The organism is Bacillus sp. 5w2, from assembly GCF_054353775.1.
The window spans coordinates 1-20,675 of the sequence record NZ_JBTIWT010000007.1; the positions used below are offsets into that span (position 1 = coordinate 1).

Annotated in this window: 22 protein-coding genes; 8 read left to right on the plus strand and 14 right to left on the minus strand. The window is 36.0% G+C overall.

The genetic code is table 11. From position 1 onward, the window contains the following. The first annotated feature begins 235 nt into the window (after positions 1–235). Positions 236–592: a YgzB family protein gene (locus ACXY7N_RS14115; protein ID WP_000025063.1), complete on the plus strand. Its 357-nt coding sequence runs from the start codon at positions 236–238 to the stop codon at positions 590–592. Positions 593–816: 224 nt separating this feature from the next. On the opposite strand, the gene perR is transcribed toward ACXY7N_RS14115, so the two are convergent. The 6 genes from perR to ACXY7N_RS14145 all read right to left on the minus strand — a co-directional run bounded on the left by perR (position 817) and on the right by ACXY7N_RS14145 (position 5,108). Next, positions 817–1,245, minus strand: coding sequence for a peroxide-responsive transcriptional repressor PerR (gene perR, locus ACXY7N_RS14120; RefSeq protein ID WP_000237831.1), 429 nt, complete (start codon positions 1,243–1,245; stop codon positions 817–819). A gap of 298 nt (positions 1,246–1,543) precedes the next feature. After that, the gene (gene bcp, locus ACXY7N_RS14125) at positions 1,544–1,999 is read right to left on the minus strand and encodes a thioredoxin-dependent thiol peroxidase (RefSeq protein WP_016089407.1); all 456 of its coding nucleotides are present in this window, start codon (positions 1,997–1,999) and stop codon (positions 1,544–1,546) included. Positions 2,000–2,043: 44 nt separating this feature from the next. Next, positions 2,044–2,448 (minus strand): potassium channel family protein, encoded by a 405-nt coding sequence (locus tag ACXY7N_RS14130; protein ID WP_016133560.1) that lies wholly within the window; start codon positions 2,446–2,448, stop codon positions 2,044–2,046. Positions 2,449–2,520: 72 nt separating this feature from the next. Next, entirely contained in the window at positions 2,521–3,306 is a 786-nt protein-coding gene (locus tag ACXY7N_RS14135) for an ABC transporter permease (RefSeq protein WP_016089409.1), read from the minus strand. A 4-nt stretch (positions 3,307–3,310) separates the two neighbouring features. Then, positions 3,311–4,102, minus strand: coding sequence for an ABC transporter permease (locus tag ACXY7N_RS14140; RefSeq protein WP_000521523.1), 792 nt, complete (start codon positions 4,100–4,102; stop codon positions 3,311–3,313). After that, on the minus strand, positions 4,095–5,108 hold the full coding sequence (locus ACXY7N_RS14145; RefSeq protein WP_016089410.1) for an ABC transporter ATP-binding protein: 1,014 nt from the start codon (positions 5,106–5,108) through the stop codon (positions 4,095–4,097). Before ACXY7N_RS14145 ends, ACXY7N_RS14140 begins: the two co-directional genes overlap by 8 nt. A 127-nt stretch (positions 5,109–5,235) precedes the next feature. Between ACXY7N_RS14145 and hemL the strand changes: the two genes are divergently transcribed. The 3 genes from hemL to ACXY7N_RS14160 all read left to right on the plus strand — a co-directional run bounded on the left by hemL (position 5,236) and on the right by ACXY7N_RS14160 (position 12,518). Continuing rightward, positions 5,236–6,534: a glutamate-1-semialdehyde-2,1-aminomutase gene (gene hemL, locus ACXY7N_RS14150; protein WP_016089411.1), complete on the plus strand. Its 1,299-nt coding sequence runs from the start codon at positions 5,236–5,238 to the stop codon at positions 6,532–6,534. 200 nt (positions 6,535–6,734) lie between these two features. Continuing rightward, positions 6,735–11,171 carry a glutamate synthase-related protein gene (locus ACXY7N_RS14155; RefSeq protein WP_016089412.1) on the plus strand — a complete coding sequence of 1,479 codons (4,437 nt, stop codon included), beginning with the start codon at positions 6,735–6,737 and terminating at the stop codon, positions 11,169–11,171. 258 nt (positions 11,172–11,429) lie between these two features. Further along, positions 11,430–12,518: an aromatic acid exporter family protein gene (locus ACXY7N_RS14160; protein ID WP_016089413.1), complete on the plus strand. Its 1,089-nt coding sequence runs from the start codon at positions 11,430–11,432 to the stop codon at positions 12,516–12,518. A 15-nt stretch (positions 12,519–12,533) separates the two neighbouring features. Here ACXY7N_RS14160 and ACXY7N_RS14165 read toward each other — a convergent pair whose 3' ends face one another. From ACXY7N_RS14165 to ACXY7N_RS14180, 4 genes are all read right to left on the minus strand, one after another. After that, complete coding sequence (locus tag ACXY7N_RS14165) at positions 12,534–14,294, minus strand: ABC transporter ATP-binding protein (protein WP_016089414.1); 1,761 nt, start codon at positions 14,292–14,294, stop codon at positions 12,534–12,536. Positions 14,295–14,348: 54 nt separating this feature from the next. Next, the gene (gene ntdP, locus ACXY7N_RS14170; protein WP_016089415.1) at positions 14,349–14,879 is read right to left on the minus strand and encodes a nucleoside tri-diphosphate phosphatase; all 531 of its coding nucleotides are present in this window, start codon (positions 14,877–14,879) and stop codon (positions 14,349–14,351) included. Between the two features lie 251 nt (positions 14,880–15,130). Then, positions 15,131–15,391, minus strand: a complete 261-nt coding sequence (locus ACXY7N_RS14175; RefSeq protein ID WP_016089416.1) for a YgaB family protein — start codon at positions 15,389–15,391, stop codon at positions 15,131–15,133. A 188-nt stretch (positions 15,392–15,579) separates the two neighbouring features. Next, a complete protein-coding gene (locus tag ACXY7N_RS14180; RefSeq protein WP_000039039.1) occupies positions 15,580–15,861 on the minus strand; it encodes a gamma-type small acid-soluble spore protein in 282 nt (93 codons plus the stop codon). Between the two features lie 124 nt (positions 15,862–15,985). Between ACXY7N_RS14180 and ACXY7N_RS14185 the strand changes: the two genes are divergently transcribed. After that, positions 15,986–16,210, plus strand: coding sequence for a hypothetical protein (locus ACXY7N_RS14185; RefSeq protein ID WP_016089417.1), 225 nt, complete (start codon positions 15,986–15,988; stop codon positions 16,208–16,210). A gap of 34 nt (positions 16,211–16,244) precedes the next feature. Here the strand turns inward: ACXY7N_RS14185 and mutY are convergent, their stop codons facing one another. Beyond that, a complete protein-coding gene (gene mutY, locus ACXY7N_RS14190) occupies positions 16,245–17,342 on the minus strand; it encodes an A/G-specific adenine glycosylase (RefSeq protein WP_016089418.1) in 1,098 nt (365 codons plus the stop codon). 149 nt (positions 17,343–17,491) lie between these two features. On the opposite strand from mutY, the gene ACXY7N_RS14195 reads away from it, so the two are divergent. Further along, the gene (locus ACXY7N_RS14195) at positions 17,492–18,472 is read left to right on the plus strand and encodes a metal-dependent hydrolase (protein WP_016089419.1); all 981 of its coding nucleotides are present in this window, start codon (positions 17,492–17,494) and stop codon (positions 18,470–18,472) included. 24 nt (positions 18,473–18,496) lie between these two features. Here ACXY7N_RS14195 and ACXY7N_RS14200 read toward each other — a convergent pair whose 3' ends face one another. Further along, positions 18,497–18,763 (minus strand): YfhJ family protein, encoded by a 267-nt coding sequence (locus ACXY7N_RS14200; RefSeq protein WP_016089420.1) that lies wholly within the window; start codon positions 18,761–18,763, stop codon positions 18,497–18,499. A 122-nt stretch (positions 18,764–18,885) separates the two neighbouring features. On the opposite strand from ACXY7N_RS14200, the gene ACXY7N_RS14205 reads away from it, so the two are divergent. Beyond that, entirely contained in the window at positions 18,886–19,044 is a 159-nt protein-coding gene (locus tag ACXY7N_RS14205) for a small, acid-soluble spore protein K (protein ID WP_000517891.1), read from the plus strand. A 37-nt stretch (positions 19,045–19,081) separates the two neighbouring features. After that, positions 19,082–19,234: a YpzG family protein gene (locus ACXY7N_RS14210; protein ID WP_000122093.1), complete on the plus strand. Its 153-nt coding sequence runs from the start codon at positions 19,082–19,084 to the stop codon at positions 19,232–19,234. A 64-nt stretch (positions 19,235–19,298) separates the two neighbouring features. Here ACXY7N_RS14210 and ACXY7N_RS14215 read toward each other — a convergent pair whose 3' ends face one another. Then, on the minus strand, positions 19,299–19,616 hold the full coding sequence (locus ACXY7N_RS14215) for a YfhH family protein (protein WP_001057030.1): 318 nt from the start codon (positions 19,614–19,616) through the stop codon (positions 19,299–19,301). A gap of 10 nt (positions 19,617–19,626) precedes the next feature. Further along, positions 19,627–20,439: a recombination regulator RecX gene (gene recX / locus ACXY7N_RS14220; protein WP_016089421.1), complete on the minus strand. Its 813-nt coding sequence runs from the start codon at positions 20,437–20,439 to the stop codon at positions 19,627–19,629. Positions 20,440–20,675 lie beyond the last annotated feature (236 nt).

The window sequence follows — 20,675 nt, forward strand, 5'->3', positions numbered from 1 at the left end:
ATTTCCGCATCAGCGACGGTTATTAATATATCATGCAGTATATAAAGGGTCAATACTTTTTATAAAAAAATTTCACATCCCGTTAAAAGTTTAAAAACATGTTCTAAAAACCATTATAGCCTCCCGTCATTCTTCATCATACTCCACATTTCATATCTCATCGCTTTATCACATTTATGAACGAGTGAAAATTCTAAATTTTATGTTATATTATTGTTATAGGAGTGTGATGCAAATGAGCATTAAGTATTCAAACAAAATCAATAAAATCCGGACCTTTGCATTAAGTTTAGTATTTATCGGCCTCTTCATTGCATATTTAGGAGTCTTTTTCCGTGAAAACATTATTATTATGACAACATTTATGATGGTTGGCTTTTTAGCTGTTATCGCTAGTACTGTTGTTTACTTTTGGATTGGCATGTTATCTACTAAAACTGTACAAATTATTTGTCCAAGCTGCGATAAGCCAACAAAAATGCTCGGTCGTGTCGACGCATGTATGCATTGCAATCAACCTTTAACAATGGATCGGAATCTAGAAGGAAAAGAATTTGATGAGAAATATAATAAGAAGAGCTATAAATCATAAGTATATATGAGGACAGCGAGTAAAATGTATCCTTACAAAAACTAAAGAGGTTTCAAATTATTAAAAAGGTGATTTCTTAACCAAGAAATCACCTTTTATATTTGTCCTTAATTAAGTTAGGTTCTTCACTTAACATTTTAAATCCTCCTGAACCTAACGTAATTCCCATATATAATAAAGAAAGAGGTCGACGTAAAGCCGTCAGCCTCTTTCTTTATTATATATTACGCCTTATGACACTCTGGACAAACGCCATAAATTTCTAAGCGATGGCTATTAATAACGAAGCCTGTCGTTTTCGCAGCTTCTTCTTCAAGCTGTTCCAAGCCCCCATAAGGAAAATCAACAATCTTACCACATTTTTCGCAAATCACATGATAATGTTGACTTGTAACATAATCAAATCTACTTGAAGCGTCTCCATAAGTTAATTCCTTTACAAGTCCAACCTCTTTAAACACACGTAAGTTATTATAGACAGTTGCAACACTCATATTTGGAAACTTACCTTCTAATGCTTTATAAATGTCATCCGCTGTTGGGTGCGTCATTGATTCCACAAGGTACTCTAAAATAGCATGACGCTGTGGAGTAATGCGTACACCCGTATTTTTCAGCATTTCTAGCGCTTCTTTTAATTCTTCTTTGACCACCGTCATGCACCCCGATTCTATACGGATTATTATTTTATAATTCTTATAAAGAGTGTACTCCTTTTCTTATAAATCGTCAATATTTCTACTATAAGTATGTGGTTTATTTTTGTATATAGCCTTATTCTTATGTATCTTTCCCCATTTCCTATACATTTACATAGAAAAAAAGTGCGACATAATCGCACTTGGAATACTATCATCTGAGGAGGTATGCCCTACACTTCACTTTATGTAACACAGTAAAATATGTATAGACACTTGCCTTACTTTTACATATTTTATCTCCACCATAGATTTACTTTATATAAGAAAGAACATCTTCAATATGTCCCTTCACTTTCACTTTACGCCATTCTTTTACAAGCTCACCATCTTTATTAATAAGGAATGTAGAACGCTCGATTCCCATGTACTCTTTCCCAAAGTTCTTTTTCAACTTCCAAACATCGTATAATTCTGCTACTTTATGATCCTCGTCTACTAAAAGTGTAAATGGAAGTTCATGCTTCTCAATAAATTTCAAATGTCTATTTGCCGGATCCGGACTCACTCCAAGAATAACCGTATCCTTCTCTTGAAATAATCCATAAGCATCACGGAAATCACACGCTTCGGTTGTACACCCTGGAGTCATATCTTTCGGATAAAAATATAGAACTACATTTTTACCACGAAAATCAGCTAAGCGAATTTGTTCCCCGTTACTTCCCTCTAATGTAAATTCTGGAGCCATTTCTCCTACTGTGATCATTGTTATCACTCCTACTCTTTTCTTTTACTATATCAAATGCTATCCTATTTTTCATTGTCTATTACAGACCTCATCACAAAAGCAAACGGTAATGTATATCCAATTAGCGCTTCCGCAATTGCAATCCATCTCCCAATTCCAATCGGAGATATATCACCATATCCAACAGACAATAAAGTAACCGCGCTAAAATATAAACAAATTTCTACAAGTTGAAAAGAGTGAGCGTTCAAGCTTTCTCCATCCTCTTTCAAAACTGCAAAACCCATTTCCTCTAATACAACGTAACTTAATCCAAACGCAATTAGTACAGTTGTATAAATCAAAAATAATGTGGCTAAATTATACAGCGAAAAAAAACGCGTTGAATCTGAATAGGAACTCCATAACAATTGGACACTCTTCAAAATAGCTATCGCTGCAAGTAATAGAATAAATCCCCATAACATGTCCTCCACCTCATTTTATATGTATGAGACGGCCATTGGATTTATCCCTTAGAAACAAACAAGCTTCTATAATTAATTCCCAGCACCACGGTACCTTTTTACCCCTTGATTCCAAAGAGTAATTGCAATCGTAAAACAGATAACACCAACGAATGGTGTTGCAAATGCATAGCTATTCCACTCTGTTTTTCTTAAAAAGTATGCTGCCGGATACACTCCGACAAACGCAAATGGTAAAACAAACGTTAAAATGAAGCGAATCACACGGTTATAAATATTCACAGGATAGCGACCATAGTTACCTATGTTATACATTAGCGGCATAATTGAACTTTTCGCATCCGACCAAAAACCAAGACTCGCAAGCGTAACAAATATCCCTCCATATACAAGTGCTCCTCCACCTACCATCAGTAAGAATAAGAAGAAATCGTACCAGTAAAAAGATAATTGTAACTCCACAGCTGCGTAGCCCATTACAATCATTCCTGTAATCGCTCCAATTAAAGATTCAAGTTCCATTCTTTCTAATATAATTTGAAATAAACTATGAATCGGTCTCGTTAATATACGGTCCATTTCCCCTTTAATAATGTAACGATCATTAAAGTCCCATATGTTAAAGAAAGCCGAGAAAATGGCAAACGGTACTAAAAAGAAACCATAAATAAAGATTACTTCTTCTCTACTCCAGCCTTTTAATGCTTGTGTATGTCCAAATACAACGAGAATAAAGATTAAATTAACAGCCTGTAGTGATAAATCAGAAAGTAATCCAACGATAAAATCGCCCCGATACTCCAATTTTGTTTTTATATATTGGCTTGCATATTGCAAAAATAGGTTTATATATATCATCTCATCATCCCCCCTGTACAATTAGACGTTTTCTCGCCGTTCTCCACATGAGTACAATTGGAATAATAAGTACAATTGCCCAAATTACTTGGAATAATAATGCCTCATACAATTTACTTCCTTGTATACCTTCTGAAAAAATCATACTCGGAATATAACTAATGGCCTGAAACGGTAAAAATACCATTGCCTTCTGGGCCCATAACGGATAAAAACTAATTGGTAATAATAGACCTGAAAATAAATCAATAACAACACGTTTTGCATACATAATTCCACTATTATTAAATAGGAAGAACGTGAGCATTCCCGTCATTAAATTAATTTGTGTATTAATAATAAAACTAAATATTAAAGATAAGAAGAAATATAACCACGTTTGAAAATTCGTTGTAATTTGCAATGAAAATAATAAGGTAACGATAACCATGCCTGGAATTGAAAAGAAGGCAAAACGAAATATTCCTTCACCAAGACCTTGCATCACTTTCATGCCTAAATAGTTATATGGACGAATCAGTTCTACCGCTACACGTCCTTCTTGAATCTCCATCGCAATTTCCCTGTCTATATTATTAAAATAAAAGGCACGTGCCATCCACGCAATTGCAATATACGTAGTCATTTGCGAAATAGATAAACTTTCAATATTCTCTTTTCCACTATAAATTGCTTGCCACAAAAAATAATACGCACCGATATTAATTGTATAAATTAAAATCCCGCTATAATAGTTTGTACGATACGCAAGCATCATTAAAAAGCGAATCCGAATCATTTCAATGTACTTACCCATGTTTAATACCTTCTTCATAAATGTTACGAATAATTTCCTCTGTAGACACTTCGTTAATTTTTAAATCTTTAATTTGAAAGGCTTGTACTACTTTAGAAATAAGCATTGAAATGATAACTTCTTCATTCGGTATTTTTGCAACCCACGCGTTTTCCTCTTTCGCTTTCGACCAAACGACATGACTATCTGGCATAACCATTGATAAAGCCTGATAGGAAACTGGTGCAATAAATTGAAAATGTATTTCCTTCTCTGCTCCCCACTGCATACGAAGATTATTTAAAGAACCGTCATACATAATATTTCCTTCATCCAGCATGATAACGCGCTCACATAAAGCTTCAATATCAGTAATATCATGGGTTGTTAATAAAATTGTTGTTTTATAACGTTCATTCATTTCTTTTAAAAATTCACGTATTTTCAATTTCACAAGTACATCTAACCCAATGGTTGGTTCATCTAAAAATAATAACGGCGGATTATGAATTAATGCTGCCGCTAATTCACAACGCATTCTTTGACCTAGAGATAACTTTCGAACTGGCTTATCTAATAAAGGACCAATATCTAACGTTTCAATCACGTGCTCCATATGCTCTTTATACTGAGCGTCTGATACACCGTACACTTTTTTTAATAAACGAAACGATTCTTGTACAGCAATATCCCACCAAAGCTGTGAGCGTTGCCCAAAAACAACACCAATTGTTCTTACAAATTCTTCTCTCTGCTTATGTGGATTCATCCCGTTTACTAAAATTTCTCCTGATGTCGGAGTCAAAATTCCAGTAAGCATTTTAATTGTCGTTGATTTACCGGCACCGTTCTCACCAATATACCCAACCATTTCACCTTGTTTTACAGTAAACGATACATCATTTACTGCTGGTACTATTTTATAATTACGATTTAATAAATCGCGAAATGCACCCTTTAAACCCGGACGACTTGAATAGGCTGTAAATTCTTTACGTAACCCTTGTACCTCAATTACCGATTTCATAATCGGACCCCCTTCCTAAATGTCACAACGAATAGTTTACCCAACTGCCTTCTCTATCACAAACAATACGTCTTTTCGAAAAACATGTTAGAATAATACATAGATTTTTGTAAGGAGATGAATTGTAGTGAAATTCACAAAATCAGAAGCATTACATAAAGAAGCGTTAGAACATATCGTTGGCGGCGTTAATAGTCCTTCTCGTTCTTTTAAAGCAGTTGGCGGCGGCGCTCCTGTTGCTATGGAACGCGGAAAAGGTGCTTATTTCTGGGATGTAGACGGAAATAAATATATCGATTATTTAGCAGCATACGGTCCTATTATTACTGGACATGCTCACCCGCACATCACAAAAGCAATTACAACAGCTGCTGAAAATGGTGTACTTTACGGAACACCAACAGCGCTAGAAGTAAAATTTGCAAAAATGTTAAAAGAAGCAATGCCTGCATTAGATAAAGTCCGCTTCGTAAACTCTGGTACTGAATCAGTAATGACAACAATTCGTGTCGCTCGTGCTTACACAGGCCGCACAAAAATTATGAAATTTGCTGGTTGTTACCACGGTCATTCTGATTTAGTACTTGTAGCAGCTGGATCTGGTCCTTCTACGCTAGGAACTCCTGACTCAGCCGGTGTACCACAAAGTATCGCTCAAGAAGTTATTACCGTTCCATTTAATAATGTAGAAACTTTAAAAGAAGCACTAGATAAATGGGGACATGAAGTAGCAGCTATCCTTGTAGAACCAATCGTTGGAAACTTCGGTATTGTAGAGCCTAAACCAGGATTCCTTGAAAAAGTAAATGAACTTGTTCACGAAGCTGGTGCACTAGTAATTTACGACGAAGTTATTACTGCTTTCCGCTTTATGTACGGTGGTGCTCAAGACTTACTTGGCGTAACCCCAGACTTAACAGCGCTTGGTAAAGTTATTGGCGGCGGACTTCCAATCGGTGCTTACGGTGGTAAGAAAGAAATTATGGAACAAGTTGCCCCGCTAGGACCTGCATATCAAGCTGGTACAATGGCAGGAAATCCTGCTTCTATGGCATCTGGTATTGCTTGTCTAGAAGTTCTTCAACAAGAAGGGCTTTATGAGAAATTAGATGAACTTGGTGCAATGCTTGAAAAAGGAATTTTAGAGCAAGCAGCAAAACATAATATCGATATTACATTAAACCGTCTAAAAGGTGCTTTAACTGTATACTTCACAACAAATACAATTGAAGATTACGATGCAGCACAAGATACAGATGGTGAAATGTTCGGTAGATTCTTCAAGCTTATGCTTCAAGAAGGTATTAACTTAGCACCTTCTAAATATGAGGCATGGTTCTTAACGACAGAACATACAAAAGAAGATATTGAATATACAATTGAAGCTGTAGGTAGAGCATTTGCTGCTTTAGCAGATAATAAATAATCCCTATAATGAAAAGGAAAAAAGAAAGCACATCTTTCTTTTTTCCTTTTTTCTATTTCATAAATCCCTTATTAATAGTATAATTATTCATAATTATCTGTTTTATTTTTCTTTTATATCCTTACTATCTTTGTATACAAGGCTGTTCATGCCTTAAATAGTAAGATTATTCAAACTTTAATAAGAGGGGGGATTGACGGATGCTCAATAAAACAAATACATGGACACCGTCTTTATTTCGAGATTATAGAAATGCAGAACATGATGCGTGTGGAATCGTTTCCGTTATGGAGAAACGAAAAATTGCTACGAAAGAGAACATTGATCTTTGCATACAATCACTCGTCAAAATGAATCATAGAGCTGGTTTCATTAATGGTGAAGGAGATGGTATCGGAATTCACGTTGATGTCCCAAAAGCACTTTGGAATGAGAAGCTGAAAAATAACGGATACAATCCAACGATTGTGGATCATCCCCACTTTATCGTTGGACATTTTTTTCTAAATAAAAAAGAAAATATTGCTACTTTAAAAAATTATATTCGTATGCAATTAAATAACGAAAATTTCACTATTATTTTTGAAAGTGATGATGTAATAAATTCCGATGCACTCGGCCCACTTGGTAAACAAGAAGAACCTTTATTTTGGCAAGTTGCCCTTATCGCAGAAAATGAAGTTCAAAATATTGAGCGAACATTATTTTCTGTAACGATAAAAATAGAGGAAAACGAAGCGATTCATGTTGCTTCATTAAGTCGTAATCATGTTGTATATAAAGTTCTAGGTGCTGGCGATACACTTGTTGCCTATTACAACGATTTACAACACCCACTTATCGCTTCAACTATGACGCTAGGACATAACCGTTATTCTACTAATACATTATCTAATTTTTTTCGTGTACAACCATTTAGCATCCTTGGACATAATGGTGAAATTAACACAATTGCAAAATTACGCGATCAAGCTGACATGATTCATGTTCCACTTACTGCTGGGGGCAGTGACTCCCAAGATTTAAACCGCACCTTAGAAACTCTACTTGTTCAATACGACTACAGTTTATTTGAAGCAATGGATATACTATTCCCACCAATTATTAATGAAATTAAACTTTATGAACCGCATTTACAAGATTTATATACGTATATACGTGAAGCATGGGGGCATTTCGCACAAGGGCCAGCTGGCATTATTTCACGTTATAAAGATGAAGCTGTTTTCAGTGTCGACTCCCTTGGACTGCGACCAGTATGGAAAGTGGAAACAGAGAGTTCTTATATTTTCTCTTCTGAACCTGGAGTTGTATCACCAACTGAATATGTAGCCGAACCAAAACCACTCGCTCCTGGAGAAAAGGTCGGATTAAAATGGAATGAACGAGATGAACTTGTTCTTTATGAATATGACAAATACCAAACCCAAGTATACAACCGTTTTAAAGAGCGAATTGATACTAAAGATTATCATTTAAATTTATCTATCCCTAAAACAGAAGAAATTCAGGGATTATGTGATTCTGTCCAAGTTGAAACAAAACAATACGTTGCTTTCGGATGGGACCGAGAACATATTCAGCTTCTTGAACAGATGGCAACAAAAGGCGTTGAGCCAATTCGCTCACTGGGGCATGATTCACCACTTGCTGCACTCGATACTGATAGACGAAATATCGCTGACTTCATTAAGGAAAGTGTAGCCGTTGTTACAAATCCAGCAATCGATCGCGATCGAGAGGTCGAACACTTCTCCACACGAACGATACTTGGAGAGCGCCCAAGTTTATTAAGTGGTGCTAAACAGCCATTTGTAGTTGAGATGCTTTCTCCAATTATTTTAGAAGGAAGTGTAGCACAATCTATCACAGAGGAATTACACACAATTACGTACGAACAACTTATACAGCTATTCAATACTCATAGCTCTATCGCTACAATTTCTGCTACGTTCAGTCCGACAGAAACTTTACAATGCGCCTTAAATCGAATTAGTTCTGAAGCGATAACAGCCGTGAACGATGGGGCTTCCCTACTATTAATAGACGATGCCAACGCTCATCTAAATGAACGGTTATGGATTGATCCGCATTTAGTTACCGCTAAAGTACATCAAGTATTAAGCGAAAATAAATTACGCCGAAACTGTTCTCTCGTTATACGTTCTGGTGCCCTTCGCTCCTTACACGATATCGTCACACTGTATGGATTAGGAGCAGATAGTATTAATCCATATTTATTATTTGCAACCGTCAATGATGGGACAAAAACACCAATTATGAATTTGTATAATGCTCTTAATAAAGGACTGGAAAAAGTCATTTCAACAATTGGAATTCATGAATTGCGTGGTTACGGTCGTCTCTATTCCTCTATCGGATTGCATGAGGAAATCGCAAATATATTACAAATTACGAATTTCTTCGGTTCAAATGATTTAGCTTTTTCGCTTGAATCACTTGCTGAAGATGCACAAATGCGAGCGGATGATTATAACAATCCTAAAATTAGAATGCGAAAATCTTTTCACATATTTCCGCGAATTTGGAAAGCAATTGGCGATGTCGCAAAAGGCAACTCTTATGATGATTACCGTGACAAGTTAAGTGAATTAGAAGAAAATAACCCAATCGCAATTAGACACCTTATTCAAACGAAACAAACAAAACAGGTAGTCCCAACTGAAGATGTGTCCATCGGTATCCGCAATCATGATTTACCATTTATTATTAGTTCCATGTCATTCGGTTCTCAAAATGAAGTTGCCTTTCGTGCATATGCAGAAGCGGCCGATCAGCTAAATATGATTAGTTTGAACGGTGAAGGCGGCGAAATTAAAGATATGATCGGAAAATACCCACATACACGTGGACAACAAATTGCGTCCGGACGATTTGGCGTAAACGCCGAACTACTAAATTCATCAAACTTAATTGAAATAAAAATCGGGCAAGGGGCAAAGCCTGGTGAAGGTGGACATTTGCCAGGTTCAAAAGTAACAGCCAAAATCGCTGAAGCACGTAATGCTACAATTGGCTCAGATTTAATTTCACCTTCTAACAACCATGATATTTATTCAATTGAAGATTTAGCTCAAATGATTACAGAAATTAAAACGGCTAATCAACTTGCAAAAGTAGCTGTAAAAGTCCCTGTCGTCCCTAACATTGGAACAATTGCTGTCGGTATCGCAAAAGCTGGTGCTGATTTTATTAACATTAGCGGATTTGATGGTGGTACAGGTGCTGCACGCATTCACGCATTGCAACATGTAGGCCTTCCTGTAGAAATTGGGGTTAAAGCTGCTCATAATGCTTTACTAGAAGCCGATATGAGGCATAACGTAGAGATTTGGGCTGATGGTGGTATTCGAAGTGTAAATGACGCCTTAAAAATCATGCTCCTTGGAGCAAACCGCATCGGATTTGGCACATTATCAATGATTGCAATCGGCTGTACAACTTGCCGCGGATGTCACCTAGATACTTGTCACGTTGGCATCGCAACACAAATCGAGTCTGAGGCTCAGGCGAAAGAACACGGATTACGCCGCTTCGTCCCGCGCGAATTAGAAAGTGCCGTTGCTGGATTATTACATTTATTCACCACTTTTGGCGTAGAACTAAAACGATTAACAGGAAATCTTGGTTATACAAATTTACAAGACATTGTTGGGCGTTCCGATTTATTAGAGCAAGTTCGAGGCAAAAATTCATTAAACTTATGTAATTTACTACAAACGATAAAACATCCATCTGTTACAAAAACAGAATATGTACTGGAAAAACAATTTGAAACAGTTCATTCCCCTCACTCAAAAGAATTAGTGGGCGTCGGCGTAGAGCAACGCGTTATGGGTGGTCTAGAATCTTGCTATCGCGTTCGTAGTAAATTATATGAAGACACAAAACTTGAACCACTTACATTAAAGTATACGAATGGCTCTATTCCTGGAAATGGATTAGGCGCTTACAATAGTGAGAACTTATTTATACACGTAAATGGCGGTGCACAAGATGGTATTGGTAAAACCTCCTTTGGTGGTGGTATTTATATAACGAAAGCAAAAGGAAAAGACGGCATATATTATAACGGTTCTGTCGGAAAAGGTTTTGGATACGGCGCACAAAAAGGATCCCTATACGTTCAAGGTAACGCTGATGCTCGCGCTGGCATTCGCCTCTCTGGAGCAGACATGATAATTGGAGGGCGAATAACAAAGCCACTCCGTGAAAAAGAACAAGGGAATATAGGTGCATACTCTAATATTAAAGGTTTCGCTTTTGAATATATGACAAATGGGCGAGCGCTTGTTTTAGGGGATCCCGGTCCATGGATCTGTGCTGGTATGACTGGCGGTGTTGTTTATTTACGTCATGATGCAAGCCTTGGTTTAACAGAACAGGCCTTAAAAAGAAGAATCGCAAAAGGGGCAAATGTTACATTACAATCAATTAGTAAAAATGGTGTGCAAGATGTGACTGAGTTATTGCTAGATTATATTCGTGTATTAAATGAGCATGAGCAATATGAGGAAGTTGCTTTATTAACACCGTTACTCGATGATATGCAGCACCAGTTTTTTGAAATTATCCCGAAAAAAGAGCAGGCTGATCCATCTATCTCGACAGAGTGATATACCTCATTTTCATTTTCAAGAAAAAATTGACGAAGTACACTTCTCATAGTAATCTATAATAACAATTTGAAACCTGCTGAAATTCAGCAGGTTTTTTTACTAAAAATTGATGTTTAAAAAAAATTAGGAAAAATTATAAATGAATCTTAATTTCTTATTAACGTCACTAAAATATCACTTGCTAACATATTGTAATGAATGTATAGTATCATGTTGTACATTCATTATGACAAGAGAAAGGATCTTATTAAGGGTATGAAACTTGGTGCTCGCATTTTAAAAACGGGTATTGCCATCACATTAGCTTTATTTGCTTGTATTTTACTTCAATTACCGAGTCCGGTATTTGCGGGAATCTCAGCTATCTTCGCTGTTCAACCGTCTGTATACCGTTCGTATTTAACTGCACTTGAACAAATTCAAGCAAACGTCATTGGCGCGATATTCGCTATCGTATTTGCTACTGCTTTTGGACATAATCCTTTTATTATTGGATTAACATGTATATTAGTAATTGCTCTTACACTGCAATTACGATTAGAGAACACAATATCAATTGCTTTAGTAACAGTTATCGCCATTATGGAGTATCAGGGCGAAGATTTCTTTAGTTTTGCCTTACTTCGCTTTGCGACGATTATGATTGGGATTATTGCAGCTTCACTTGTAAATTTAGTGTTTATGCCGCCAAAATACGAAACAAAGCTATATCATCGTATCGTTGATAATACAGAAGAAATTGTAAAATGGATTCGAATGAATAGCAGGCAAGCTTCTGATTTTACAACGCTAAAAACTGATATTGATCGTATGAAAGAAAAAATGATCAAACTAAACCATTACTATTTGCTGTATAAAGAAGAAAGAAGCTACACGAAAAAAGTAAAGTTCGCAAAAATTCGTAAGCTCGTTTTATTCAGACAAATGTTAGCGACGACAAGCCGTGCTTTAAGTACGTTAAAATCATTACATCGTACTGAAAATGAACTGCGCTATATGCCAGAAGAATTTCAGGAATCTATCCAAAACGAACTTGATTCATTAACGCATTATCATGAACAAGTTTTATTAAAATTTATTGGTAAAGCAAAAAAACAACAATCCGTTGAAATGCTTGATGAAGTTGAAACAGGTAAACAAGAATTAATTGATATCTTTATGGATTATCAAAACAAAGACGATGAGGAAGCGTATAAAACATGGCTACACCTCTTCCCTCTTATTTCTGCCATTATTAACTATAGTGAAGAAGTAGAGCATTTAGATTTACTTGTGGATAGCTTCTACACATACCATAAACCAGAAGCAGAACTCCAAATCGACGATAAAAAAGAAGACGAATAAAGAAAACAGCTCCTTTTACGCTAAAGGAGCTGTTTCTGTTATGTGTTGAAGTTGATATAAATTGTAATAAAATCCTCTTTTTTTCATTAACTCTTCATGAGAACCTGTTTCTTTAATTTCACCATCTTCAATGTAAATAATCGTATCAACATGCGTAATCGTCGCCAATCGATGTGCGATTATAATCGTCGTCCGATCAGCAGCTAACGTCTGAAGCGCCTGTTGAATATATCGTTCATTTTCTAAATCTAAAGCAGACGTTGCTTCATCTAATATAAGTAATGATGGATTCTTTAGAAACACTCGTGCAATCGCTACACGTTGCCTTTGTCCACCGGATAACTTCACACCACGTTCCCCAACTACAGTATCATAACCATCAGGTAACTCAATAATAAAATCGTGAATTTGTGCAGCTTTGGCAGCTGAAATCACTTCTTCCTCTGTAGCTTTCGGATTTCCATATAAAATATTAGCTCCGATTGTATCGCTAAATAATAAATTATCTTGCAGTACAATTCCAATATGACTACGTAAATTTCTCATATCATACTTTCTTACATCTATCCCATCTACATAAACTGCACCTGAAGAAACATCATAGAAACGCGGGATTAAACTAGCAAGAGATGACTTCCCTCCCCCACTCGCTCCTACAAGTGCTACCTTCTCTCCTGGTAACATAGTTAACGAAAGGTTATGTAATATCTCTTTTTCATCCGAATTGTAACGAAAAGATACATTATCAAATATCACTTCACCATTTAATTTTTTCACTTGTACCGCACTTGGTACATTGACAATATCATATTTTTCATCTAACAATTCAAATACTCGATCCATCGATGCAAAAGACTGCGTTAATGTTGTAGATGAATTAACAAGGCGGCGAAGCGGACTATACAAACTATCCATATATCCAACGAAGGCAACCATAGTCCCTAATGTTAACTGCCCCTGAATCACTTCATATGCTGCAAAACCAATCACAAGTAACGGGCCTAAATCTGTTAACGTATTTACTGCCGAAAATGTTCTCGCCGTCCAACTCGTATGGGTTAATGCTTTCGTCAAAAATTCATTATTTCTTTTTTCAAACTGCTTCCCCTCATACTCTTCTAATGCAAAGCTACGTGTCACTTGCATCCCTTGAATACGTTCATGTAAATATCCTTGCATCGTTGCTAACGCTTGTGAACGCTCTTTCGTCAATTTTCGAAGACGCCCGAAAAAATATTTCACCGCCACTACATAAATAGGTAAAATTAAAAGCGCAACAAATGTCAATTTTATATTCATAGAAAACATAACGATAATAGCAATAGCAATTGTTGCCGTATCTAACCAAACATTCATCAAACCAGTAATTACAAAGTCCTTCGTTTGTTCTACATCATGAATGACACGTGAAATAATCTCCCCTGTTTTTGTATTCGAATAATAGCGTAAACTCAACTTTTGCAAATGACCAAAAATATGCTTTCGCAAATCATACAGTATTGTATTTGCGATACGCTGTGCGAAATATTGACGATAATATTCAATTGGCGGTCTTAATACTGCAAAAATAAAAAAAGCAATTCCAACGGCTGTTACTAATTGGGACGTTTTATCTTGAAGTGACCCTCCGCCTTGAATTACATCATCGATAATATATTTTAATAACCACGGCATAATAAGCGGGATGCCGAATTTAACTAGGCCAATCATAATCGTAATAGCAATAAGCCATCGATACGGTTTAACAAATTGCAAATATCTTTTTATGCCTTGCACATAATCCCCCCTCTAATAGGACAAACCTGCCGGGAAATCCCCTGCAGGTTTGTTTTAATTTCTGTACATTAAATATCTTTCATACCACATATCTACGAAATCTGGCGCGAATGGCCCTTTTCTTTGATGAATCCATTGTGTTAATTGTGCTACATTTCGTTTTAAAATGGTATCAATAACAGGTGGATACTGCATAATTTGACTGTGCTTTTCATACTCATCTTCATCCAAAAGTGTATATGTCATATCTGGATACACTTTAATATCTAAATCATAATCAATGTACTTCAATGCTTCGGAATCATATGCAAAAGGTGAGCTTAAATTACAATAATAATATACTCCCTCTTCCCTTAACATTCCAATCACATTAAACCAATAGTTTGCATGAAAATAACAAATTGCTGGTTCACGAGTAATCCATGTTCGGCCATCTGATTCTGTCACTACTGTACGATCATTTGCTCCGATCACAAGACTCTGTGTCCCCTTTAAAATTGTTGTCTCTTCCCACATTCTATGAATGGAGCCATTATGTTTATAACTATGTATTTGTACTTTTTCTCCTTCGTTGGGAAATCCCATATATGCTCCCTTCTTTCAACTGCAAATGCCCTTTGAACTGCATTCACTTTTTTTCTATTATAACTTTTTTGTCGAAATTTTAAAACTAAAGCGACAAGACTCTATTTTTTCACACTGAATACCATATCCCTAATCTTCTTAGGAGACGGTGTCTTCGCTGAATTATTTACAAACGAGGAAATTGGAATAGAAAAAGCCCTTCCTTATTTCTATGTAAAGAAGGACCTTGCACCGAAAGGTAACAATATATCTTATCCTAAATTCGAAATCATTTTTTCAGTTTCAAAAGATTGAATCACACTATTTGTTTGCTTTTCAAACTTCTCATGTAACAGCTTTAACGCTAATTCTGTTCTATATATTTCTTGGCGGATAAAATGTAATTCCTTTTTATCGCACGTATCCTTTTCGCTCATTTCAATTTGCTGATACTTCTCTAGATGAGCTTGTAACTTCAACAACTCATCCATCGTTTCCAATTGCTCTCCTACCAACTTATCAAAATCGTTCATTACTTACCCCCTTTTGGACTTATTTATCAGTTATTATTCCTCATTACATATTTCTAATCTTTAACTTCCTTCTCCTTTGACTACATTTGTTGACTTATTAGAAGTTATGTCGTTCGCTTTATTTTCATTACCATGACCAAAGCACAAAGAAAACACTTCTCACGAATTAGAGAAGTGTTTTTCTTTCATTACTGATTTGAACTAGAAGATTGTGATTGTTTTGCAGCTGATTGTGCATTTTGTTTTTTCACAGCATGCACATCTGTTTCAGTTGCAAATTCTGTACCATAACTAGCGTTTGCACTTTGTGCACCAGAAGCTTGCGCTTTCTTTGCTTCTGATTGTGCGTTTGCTTGTTTTACTGCTTGTACATTTGTTTCAGTCGCAAACTCTGTACCATAACTAGCATTTGTACTTTGAATGCTAGCACCAGAAGTTGCCTTGTTATAACCTTGTTGTTTTTTACTCATCTTTCTCACCTCCACAACCAATAATGTAACCAATTCACTTAGAAGCTATCCGTAATTTTCTTTAAAAAAATTCCGCATATATCTCTTATTACTCATTCAAACTATAGAAAATGGAGGTGGAAATATGTATATAGGACGCGATATGACTGAACTAACGATGCTTTCAAAAAATGAATGGAAAGAAGATGAATTAGCTTATTTTCATCATTCATTACAACAGATTCTGCCCTATTTAAACGCAGAAGGACAAAGTATTTATAAAGAAATTGTTATAGAAATTGAATCAAGAGGCGGCTTACAAGAAGGTGAAGCTAGTTGGACTCATGGGACAAAAATTTCTTACGATTAAAAAAGTGTTCCCAATTTAGGGAACACTTTTTTGTTTATTGCATTGTAATTTTCTCAACGCAACTCTCATAAATCGTACGATGCGATTTAGAGAAAGGTAACTGTTCAAATGCTTCTTTCGATACAAATTTCAATGTATCTGTTTCAACAATTTCACCAGTTACTTTTCCGTAAAATACGAATATATCCCAAGTCCGATGTGTAAACGTATGTTGTACATTCATCGCGTATTCTTCAATAGAAATCGAAATCTCAAATTTTTCTTTCATATAATCTATAAGCTGTTCCTTCTGATTACGAATCCCTTCGCCAAGTTCAATATTCGGAAACTCCCACATATTAGCTAATAAACCGGTACTTGGACGTTTATTAATGACGTAACGACCATCTTCTGTTTGAAGTACTCCTGCAACAATCGGTACCATCGTAGGAGCCTTCGCTTTACTTTTTACTGGTAATTCCTTTTGAACACCTTCAGCATATCCCCTGCAATGCTCACGTACAGGACAAAGTAAGCATGCTGGATTTTTAGGAATACAAATCAGTGCTCCTAATTCCATCAAACCTTGATTAAAATAAGATGGATTTTCAGCCGAAATAATTTCACGCACAATCTCTTCAAACACTTTTCTAGTCTTCGGTTTTGCAATGTCATCCCACACGGATAAAATGCGAGATAATACACGCATAACATTTCCGTCAACTGCTGGCTCTGGTATACCATATGCGATACTTAAAATAGCACCTTTTGTATATGGTCCGACTCCTTTTAACTTTTCAATTTTCTTTACATCACTCGGTACTATCCCGCCATATACTTCTTTTACCTCTTTTACTGCTGCATGTAAATTTCTCGCTCTAGAATAATACCCTAAACCTTCCCATGCTTTTAATACTTCTTCATCATCCGCATTTGCCAAAGCCTCTAGAGTAGGAAACTTCCCCATAAAATTCGCGTAATATGGTTTTACAGCTTCTACCCTTGTTTGCTGTAACATAATTTCCGAAACCCAAACACGATATGGGTCTTTATTTTTACGCCACGGTAAGTCGCGTTGCTCTTTTTCAAACCAACCAATTAAATCATTTTGAAACTGCTCTATGTTAAAATTATTTAAAATTTCAAGTGTCAAACTTGATCCCCCTCATTTTTTTGCATATAAGTACTATTATAAAGATTTTAGGAAAAAATTTAAGTAAGATGACATAGGAAATAGAAGGCAAAGGACTTGAGGTATCGAATAAAAAGAGTTACATTAATAAAAAACGGAGGTGGATTTCTATGGACACAGCCACTCACCTTGTTATGGGCGTTACTCTAGGCAGTTTGGCTACATTAGACCCAGCCATAGCACAAAGTGATATTGGGCCACAAGCAGTTATGCTTGCTACAATTGCCGGTTCCAATATTCCTGACATCGATACAGTTTTAAAATTGCGTAATAACGCTAAATATATAAGAAATCATCGTGGTATTACTCATTCCATTCCTGCAGTGATTCTTTGGTCATTCCTTATAAGTGGCATCTCTTTCGCCTTCTTTTCAGAAGCTCCATATTTGCATCTACTACTTTGGTCATTTATTGCCGTCTTTCTTCATGTCTTTGTAGATATTTTCAATGCTTACGGTACACAGGCATTACGGCCCTTCACAAAAAAATGGGTAGCACTCGGCATCATTAATACATTTGATACCGTCATTTTCTTTATCCATATACTCGCAATTGCTTGTATGCTCGTAGGTTCCCATAAAGGGTATACTGCCTTAGCAGCGTATATATTGATGACTGTTTACTACATCGGACGGATTATGATGCATAGAAACATACGTAGCGTCGTATATAAACGTTTCAATAACGTTGAGAAGATCATCATTTCTCCTTCTTATCGATTTTATCATTATCATTTAGCAATCGTTACAACTGATTATTACTACGTTGCTAGATGGCATCGTGGTAACATCATGCTATACGATAAGTTCGATCGGGTACCGTTCCCAGATAATGCTATTATGCGCGCTGCTAAACAAGATGAAAACATCTCAGCATTTCTATCTTTCTCTCCTGTGTATCGCTGGGACATTTTCGATTATGATCATTATTACGAAGTTCGATTCATTGATTTGCGATATCGCAGTAAAGATTATTATCCATTCGTTGCAATTGTTCAACTCGATCAAAATTTAAATATTATTAGTTCCTATACAGGATGGATTTTTAGTGAAGAAAAACTTCGAAAAAAGCTGGAATTACTTCCACATTAAAAAAAGCGACTTAAGTCGCTTTTTTTAATGTTTCAAATGATCTTCTTGATTAATTAAATGGCTATATTTCGGATTATTTGTACGCATTTCATGAAGGCGTCCTCCATGATTATTAATCCATGATCGAACCACTTGTTCAGTCATTTCCTCTCCTTGATAACGACCGGATTTCGCATAAGTTGTTCGAAAGTCTTCCCACAGTAATTCAACCCACGCACGAGCCTGTGCGTAAGAAAGCTTGTCATTTTTGTCTAATAGTTCTTTCGTTAATGCTTCATAAATATCATTCATGTTCTAGTCTCCTTTTACCTAATTATCCCTTCATTTCTAAAGGATAGTTTCTTCTATTTTGCACATTCTATAAGTGATACTTCTTAAAGAGGTATCAACTGATGATGAGGAGGGCGTTCGCAATGGGTAAACAAGCCGAATTTTGGTCTGAGTCAAAAAACAACAGCAAAATCGACGGTCAACCGAAAGCGAAATCACGCTTCGCTTCGAAACGACCTAACGGCACAATTAACACGCACCCACAAGAACGTATGCGTGCTGCAAATCAGCAGGAAGAGTAGTACAAATTAAATTAACTTCCTACACGAGGTGATAAAGATGAGCTACCGTGATCGCTTAGATAGTCGTTCTGAATTATTTAACCATACGTGGACTCGTCCGAAACATGCTAAAGCGCAAGTTAACGGACAGACGCAACAAACCCAGTCTCTCATTATATTGGCAAATGAATGTAAGAAACGCCAATTTTAGAATCTCCTATCTCCTGTAACGCCTACCAAAGATGAAAACCAGAGAGATATTCGCTCTCTGGTTTTTATTTTTCTTGTAATAAGGAAATTGGTATTCCAATCTCTTCATTATCATTTTGCTTATGTCCCCAAGCAAATACCCCATTGAAATACGTAATTTCAAATAATATACCAGGTTCTTCTACCAATTCATATGTCTCACCAATATGGAATTTGTTTATGTCAGTCATATAAGCACGAGCCATTGCCATCTTTCTCATTAATACATCGAACTCATTTACAATTCCGAGCTGCTCTGCCTTTATTGCTTGCTCTTTCAAAACCCCAATTTCTTCCCTTAGCTCATGTGGTGTCATTTCACTGTAGCGCTTTGGCATATTCATCTTATTCCCCTCATCCCTCTTCACGTTTCATTTGCAAAAATATCTCTATCTCATCAATAGAGAATCCTTTGCGATATAGCGCTTGTTTCATCTTATTTTCAAATGTCCAGCCATCATACTTCTTATATTTCTCATAATATTTATTCCCATGATAGTGTAACGCTTCTTGTTGCTGTTCGTCATCTTTTTCGTCTTTCAATTCTTCCAAACAAATTTGAATCACATCTCTAGAATACCCTTTACGAACAAGCATTTCGTCTAACTTTAGCTTCATTTGTAAAAAGGAATGTTTTTGATAAGATCTTTTCTTCTTTTCTATAAGATGTAAAGCATTCTCAATTTGCTTTTCCTTCGGATATTCTTGTAAACTATGCGTAATAATTAGATCCTGAACTCCTTTATTTAACAACTCTCTTTTAATAACAGTGGGACCTTTTCGATTCACATTACTTTGTGTTCTCGTATATAAAACAGCGTACTCTTTATCATTAATATATCGGTCATGTAATAATTTCGAAACGACTTCAGAGATGATGGACTGTCCCACTTCTTTTTTTCGTAAAAAATCTTCTATTTCTTGTTTCGTTCTCATTTGATAGGATAAATAGGAGATTGCTTGTAAATATGCTTTTTGTACCTCTTCATTGTACAAAATATTTCCTAACGCTATTTCATCAATTTCTAAGCCCTTTTGTAATCCGTGTTTTATTAAGATTACTTGATTCACACTAAACCCGTACTCTTCACCTTGACCTTTATCAATATAAATATTAAACCGTTCTTTCGATCGTTTTTGCACTTCTATTTTTGTAATGACAGCCATACTCTCACCTCTCTATTATTTTAACGTATTATCCGAAAGAAGTCTCCTTCCTGGGGCGTGTGAAAGACGATAGTCTAGCGGTAGGTGGGGGATGAATTTCGGTTTGGCGTAGCCAAACATTTGGTTTTCTGATTTTTTTTGCCTCTGATATAATCATTCTTATAAGAGGTAAAGTTTGGTATAACAATGAAAGTAGATAATAATAATGTAATATTCAGGTTGTGTGATCACCGTCA

What these genes read in the sequence shown, in the direction of transcription:
- ACXY7N_RS14115 (WP_000025063.1), top strand. Translation starts at nt 236, where the DNA reads ATGAGCATTAAGTATTCAAACAAAATCAATAAAATCCGGACCTTTGCA.
- bcp (WP_016089407.1), bottom strand. Translation starts at nt 1,999, where the DNA reads ATGATCACAGTAGGAGAAATGGCTCCAGAATTTACATTAGAGGGAAGT.
- ACXY7N_RS14130 (WP_016133560.1), bottom strand. Translation starts at nt 2,448, where the DNA reads ATGTTATGGGGATTTATTCTATTACTTGCAGCGATAGCTATTTTGAAG.
- ACXY7N_RS14135 (WP_016089409.1), bottom strand. Translation starts at nt 3,306, where the DNA reads ATGATATATATAAACCTATTTTTGCAATATGCAAGCCAATATATAAAA.
- ACXY7N_RS14140 (WP_000521523.1), bottom strand. Translation starts at nt 4,102, where the DNA reads ATGGGTAAGTACATTGAAATGATTCGGATTCGCTTTTTAATGATGCTT.
- ACXY7N_RS14145 (WP_016089410.1), bottom strand. Translation starts at nt 5,108, where the DNA reads ATGAAATCGGTAATTGAGGTACAAGGGTTACGTAAAGAATTTACAGCC.
- ACXY7N_RS14155 (WP_016089412.1), top strand. Translation starts at nt 6,735, where the DNA reads ATGCTCAATAAAACAAATACATGGACACCGTCTTTATTTCGAGATTAT.
- ACXY7N_RS14160 (WP_016089413.1), top strand. Translation starts at nt 11,430, where the DNA reads ATGAAACTTGGTGCTCGCATTTTAAAAACGGGTATTGCCATCACATTA.
- ntdP (WP_016089415.1), bottom strand. Translation starts at nt 14,879, where the DNA reads ATGGGATTTCCCAACGAAGGAGAAAAAGTACAAATACATAGTTATAAA.
- ACXY7N_RS14175 (WP_016089416.1), bottom strand. Translation starts at nt 15,391, where the DNA reads ATGAACGATTTTGATAAGTTGGTAGGAGAGCAATTGGAAACGATGGAT.
- ACXY7N_RS14180 (WP_000039039.1), bottom strand. Translation starts at nt 15,861, where the DNA reads ATGAGTAAAAAACAACAAGGTTATAACAAGGCAACTTCTGGTGCTAGC.
- ACXY7N_RS14185 (WP_016089417.1), top strand. Translation starts at nt 15,986, where the DNA reads ATGTATATAGGACGCGATATGACTGAACTAACGATGCTTTCAAAAAAT.
- ACXY7N_RS14195 (WP_016089419.1), top strand. Translation starts at nt 17,492, where the DNA reads ATGGACACAGCCACTCACCTTGTTATGGGCGTTACTCTAGGCAGTTTG.
- ACXY7N_RS14200 (WP_016089420.1), bottom strand. Translation starts at nt 18,763, where the DNA reads ATGAATGATATTTATGAAGCATTAACGAAAGAACTATTAGACAAAAAT.
- ACXY7N_RS14205 (WP_000517891.1), top strand. Translation starts at nt 18,886, where the DNA reads ATGGGTAAACAAGCCGAATTTTGGTCTGAGTCAAAAAACAACAGCAAA.
- ACXY7N_RS14210 (WP_000122093.1), top strand. Translation starts at nt 19,082, where the DNA reads ATGAGCTACCGTGATCGCTTAGATAGTCGTTCTGAATTATTTAACCAT.
- ACXY7N_RS14215 (WP_001057030.1), bottom strand. Translation starts at nt 19,616, where the DNA reads ATGAATATGCCAAAGCGCTACAGTGAAATGACACCACATGAGCTAAGG.
- recX (WP_016089421.1), bottom strand. Translation starts at nt 20,439, where the DNA reads ATGGCTGTCATTACAAAAATAGAAGTGCAAAAACGATCGAAAGAACGG.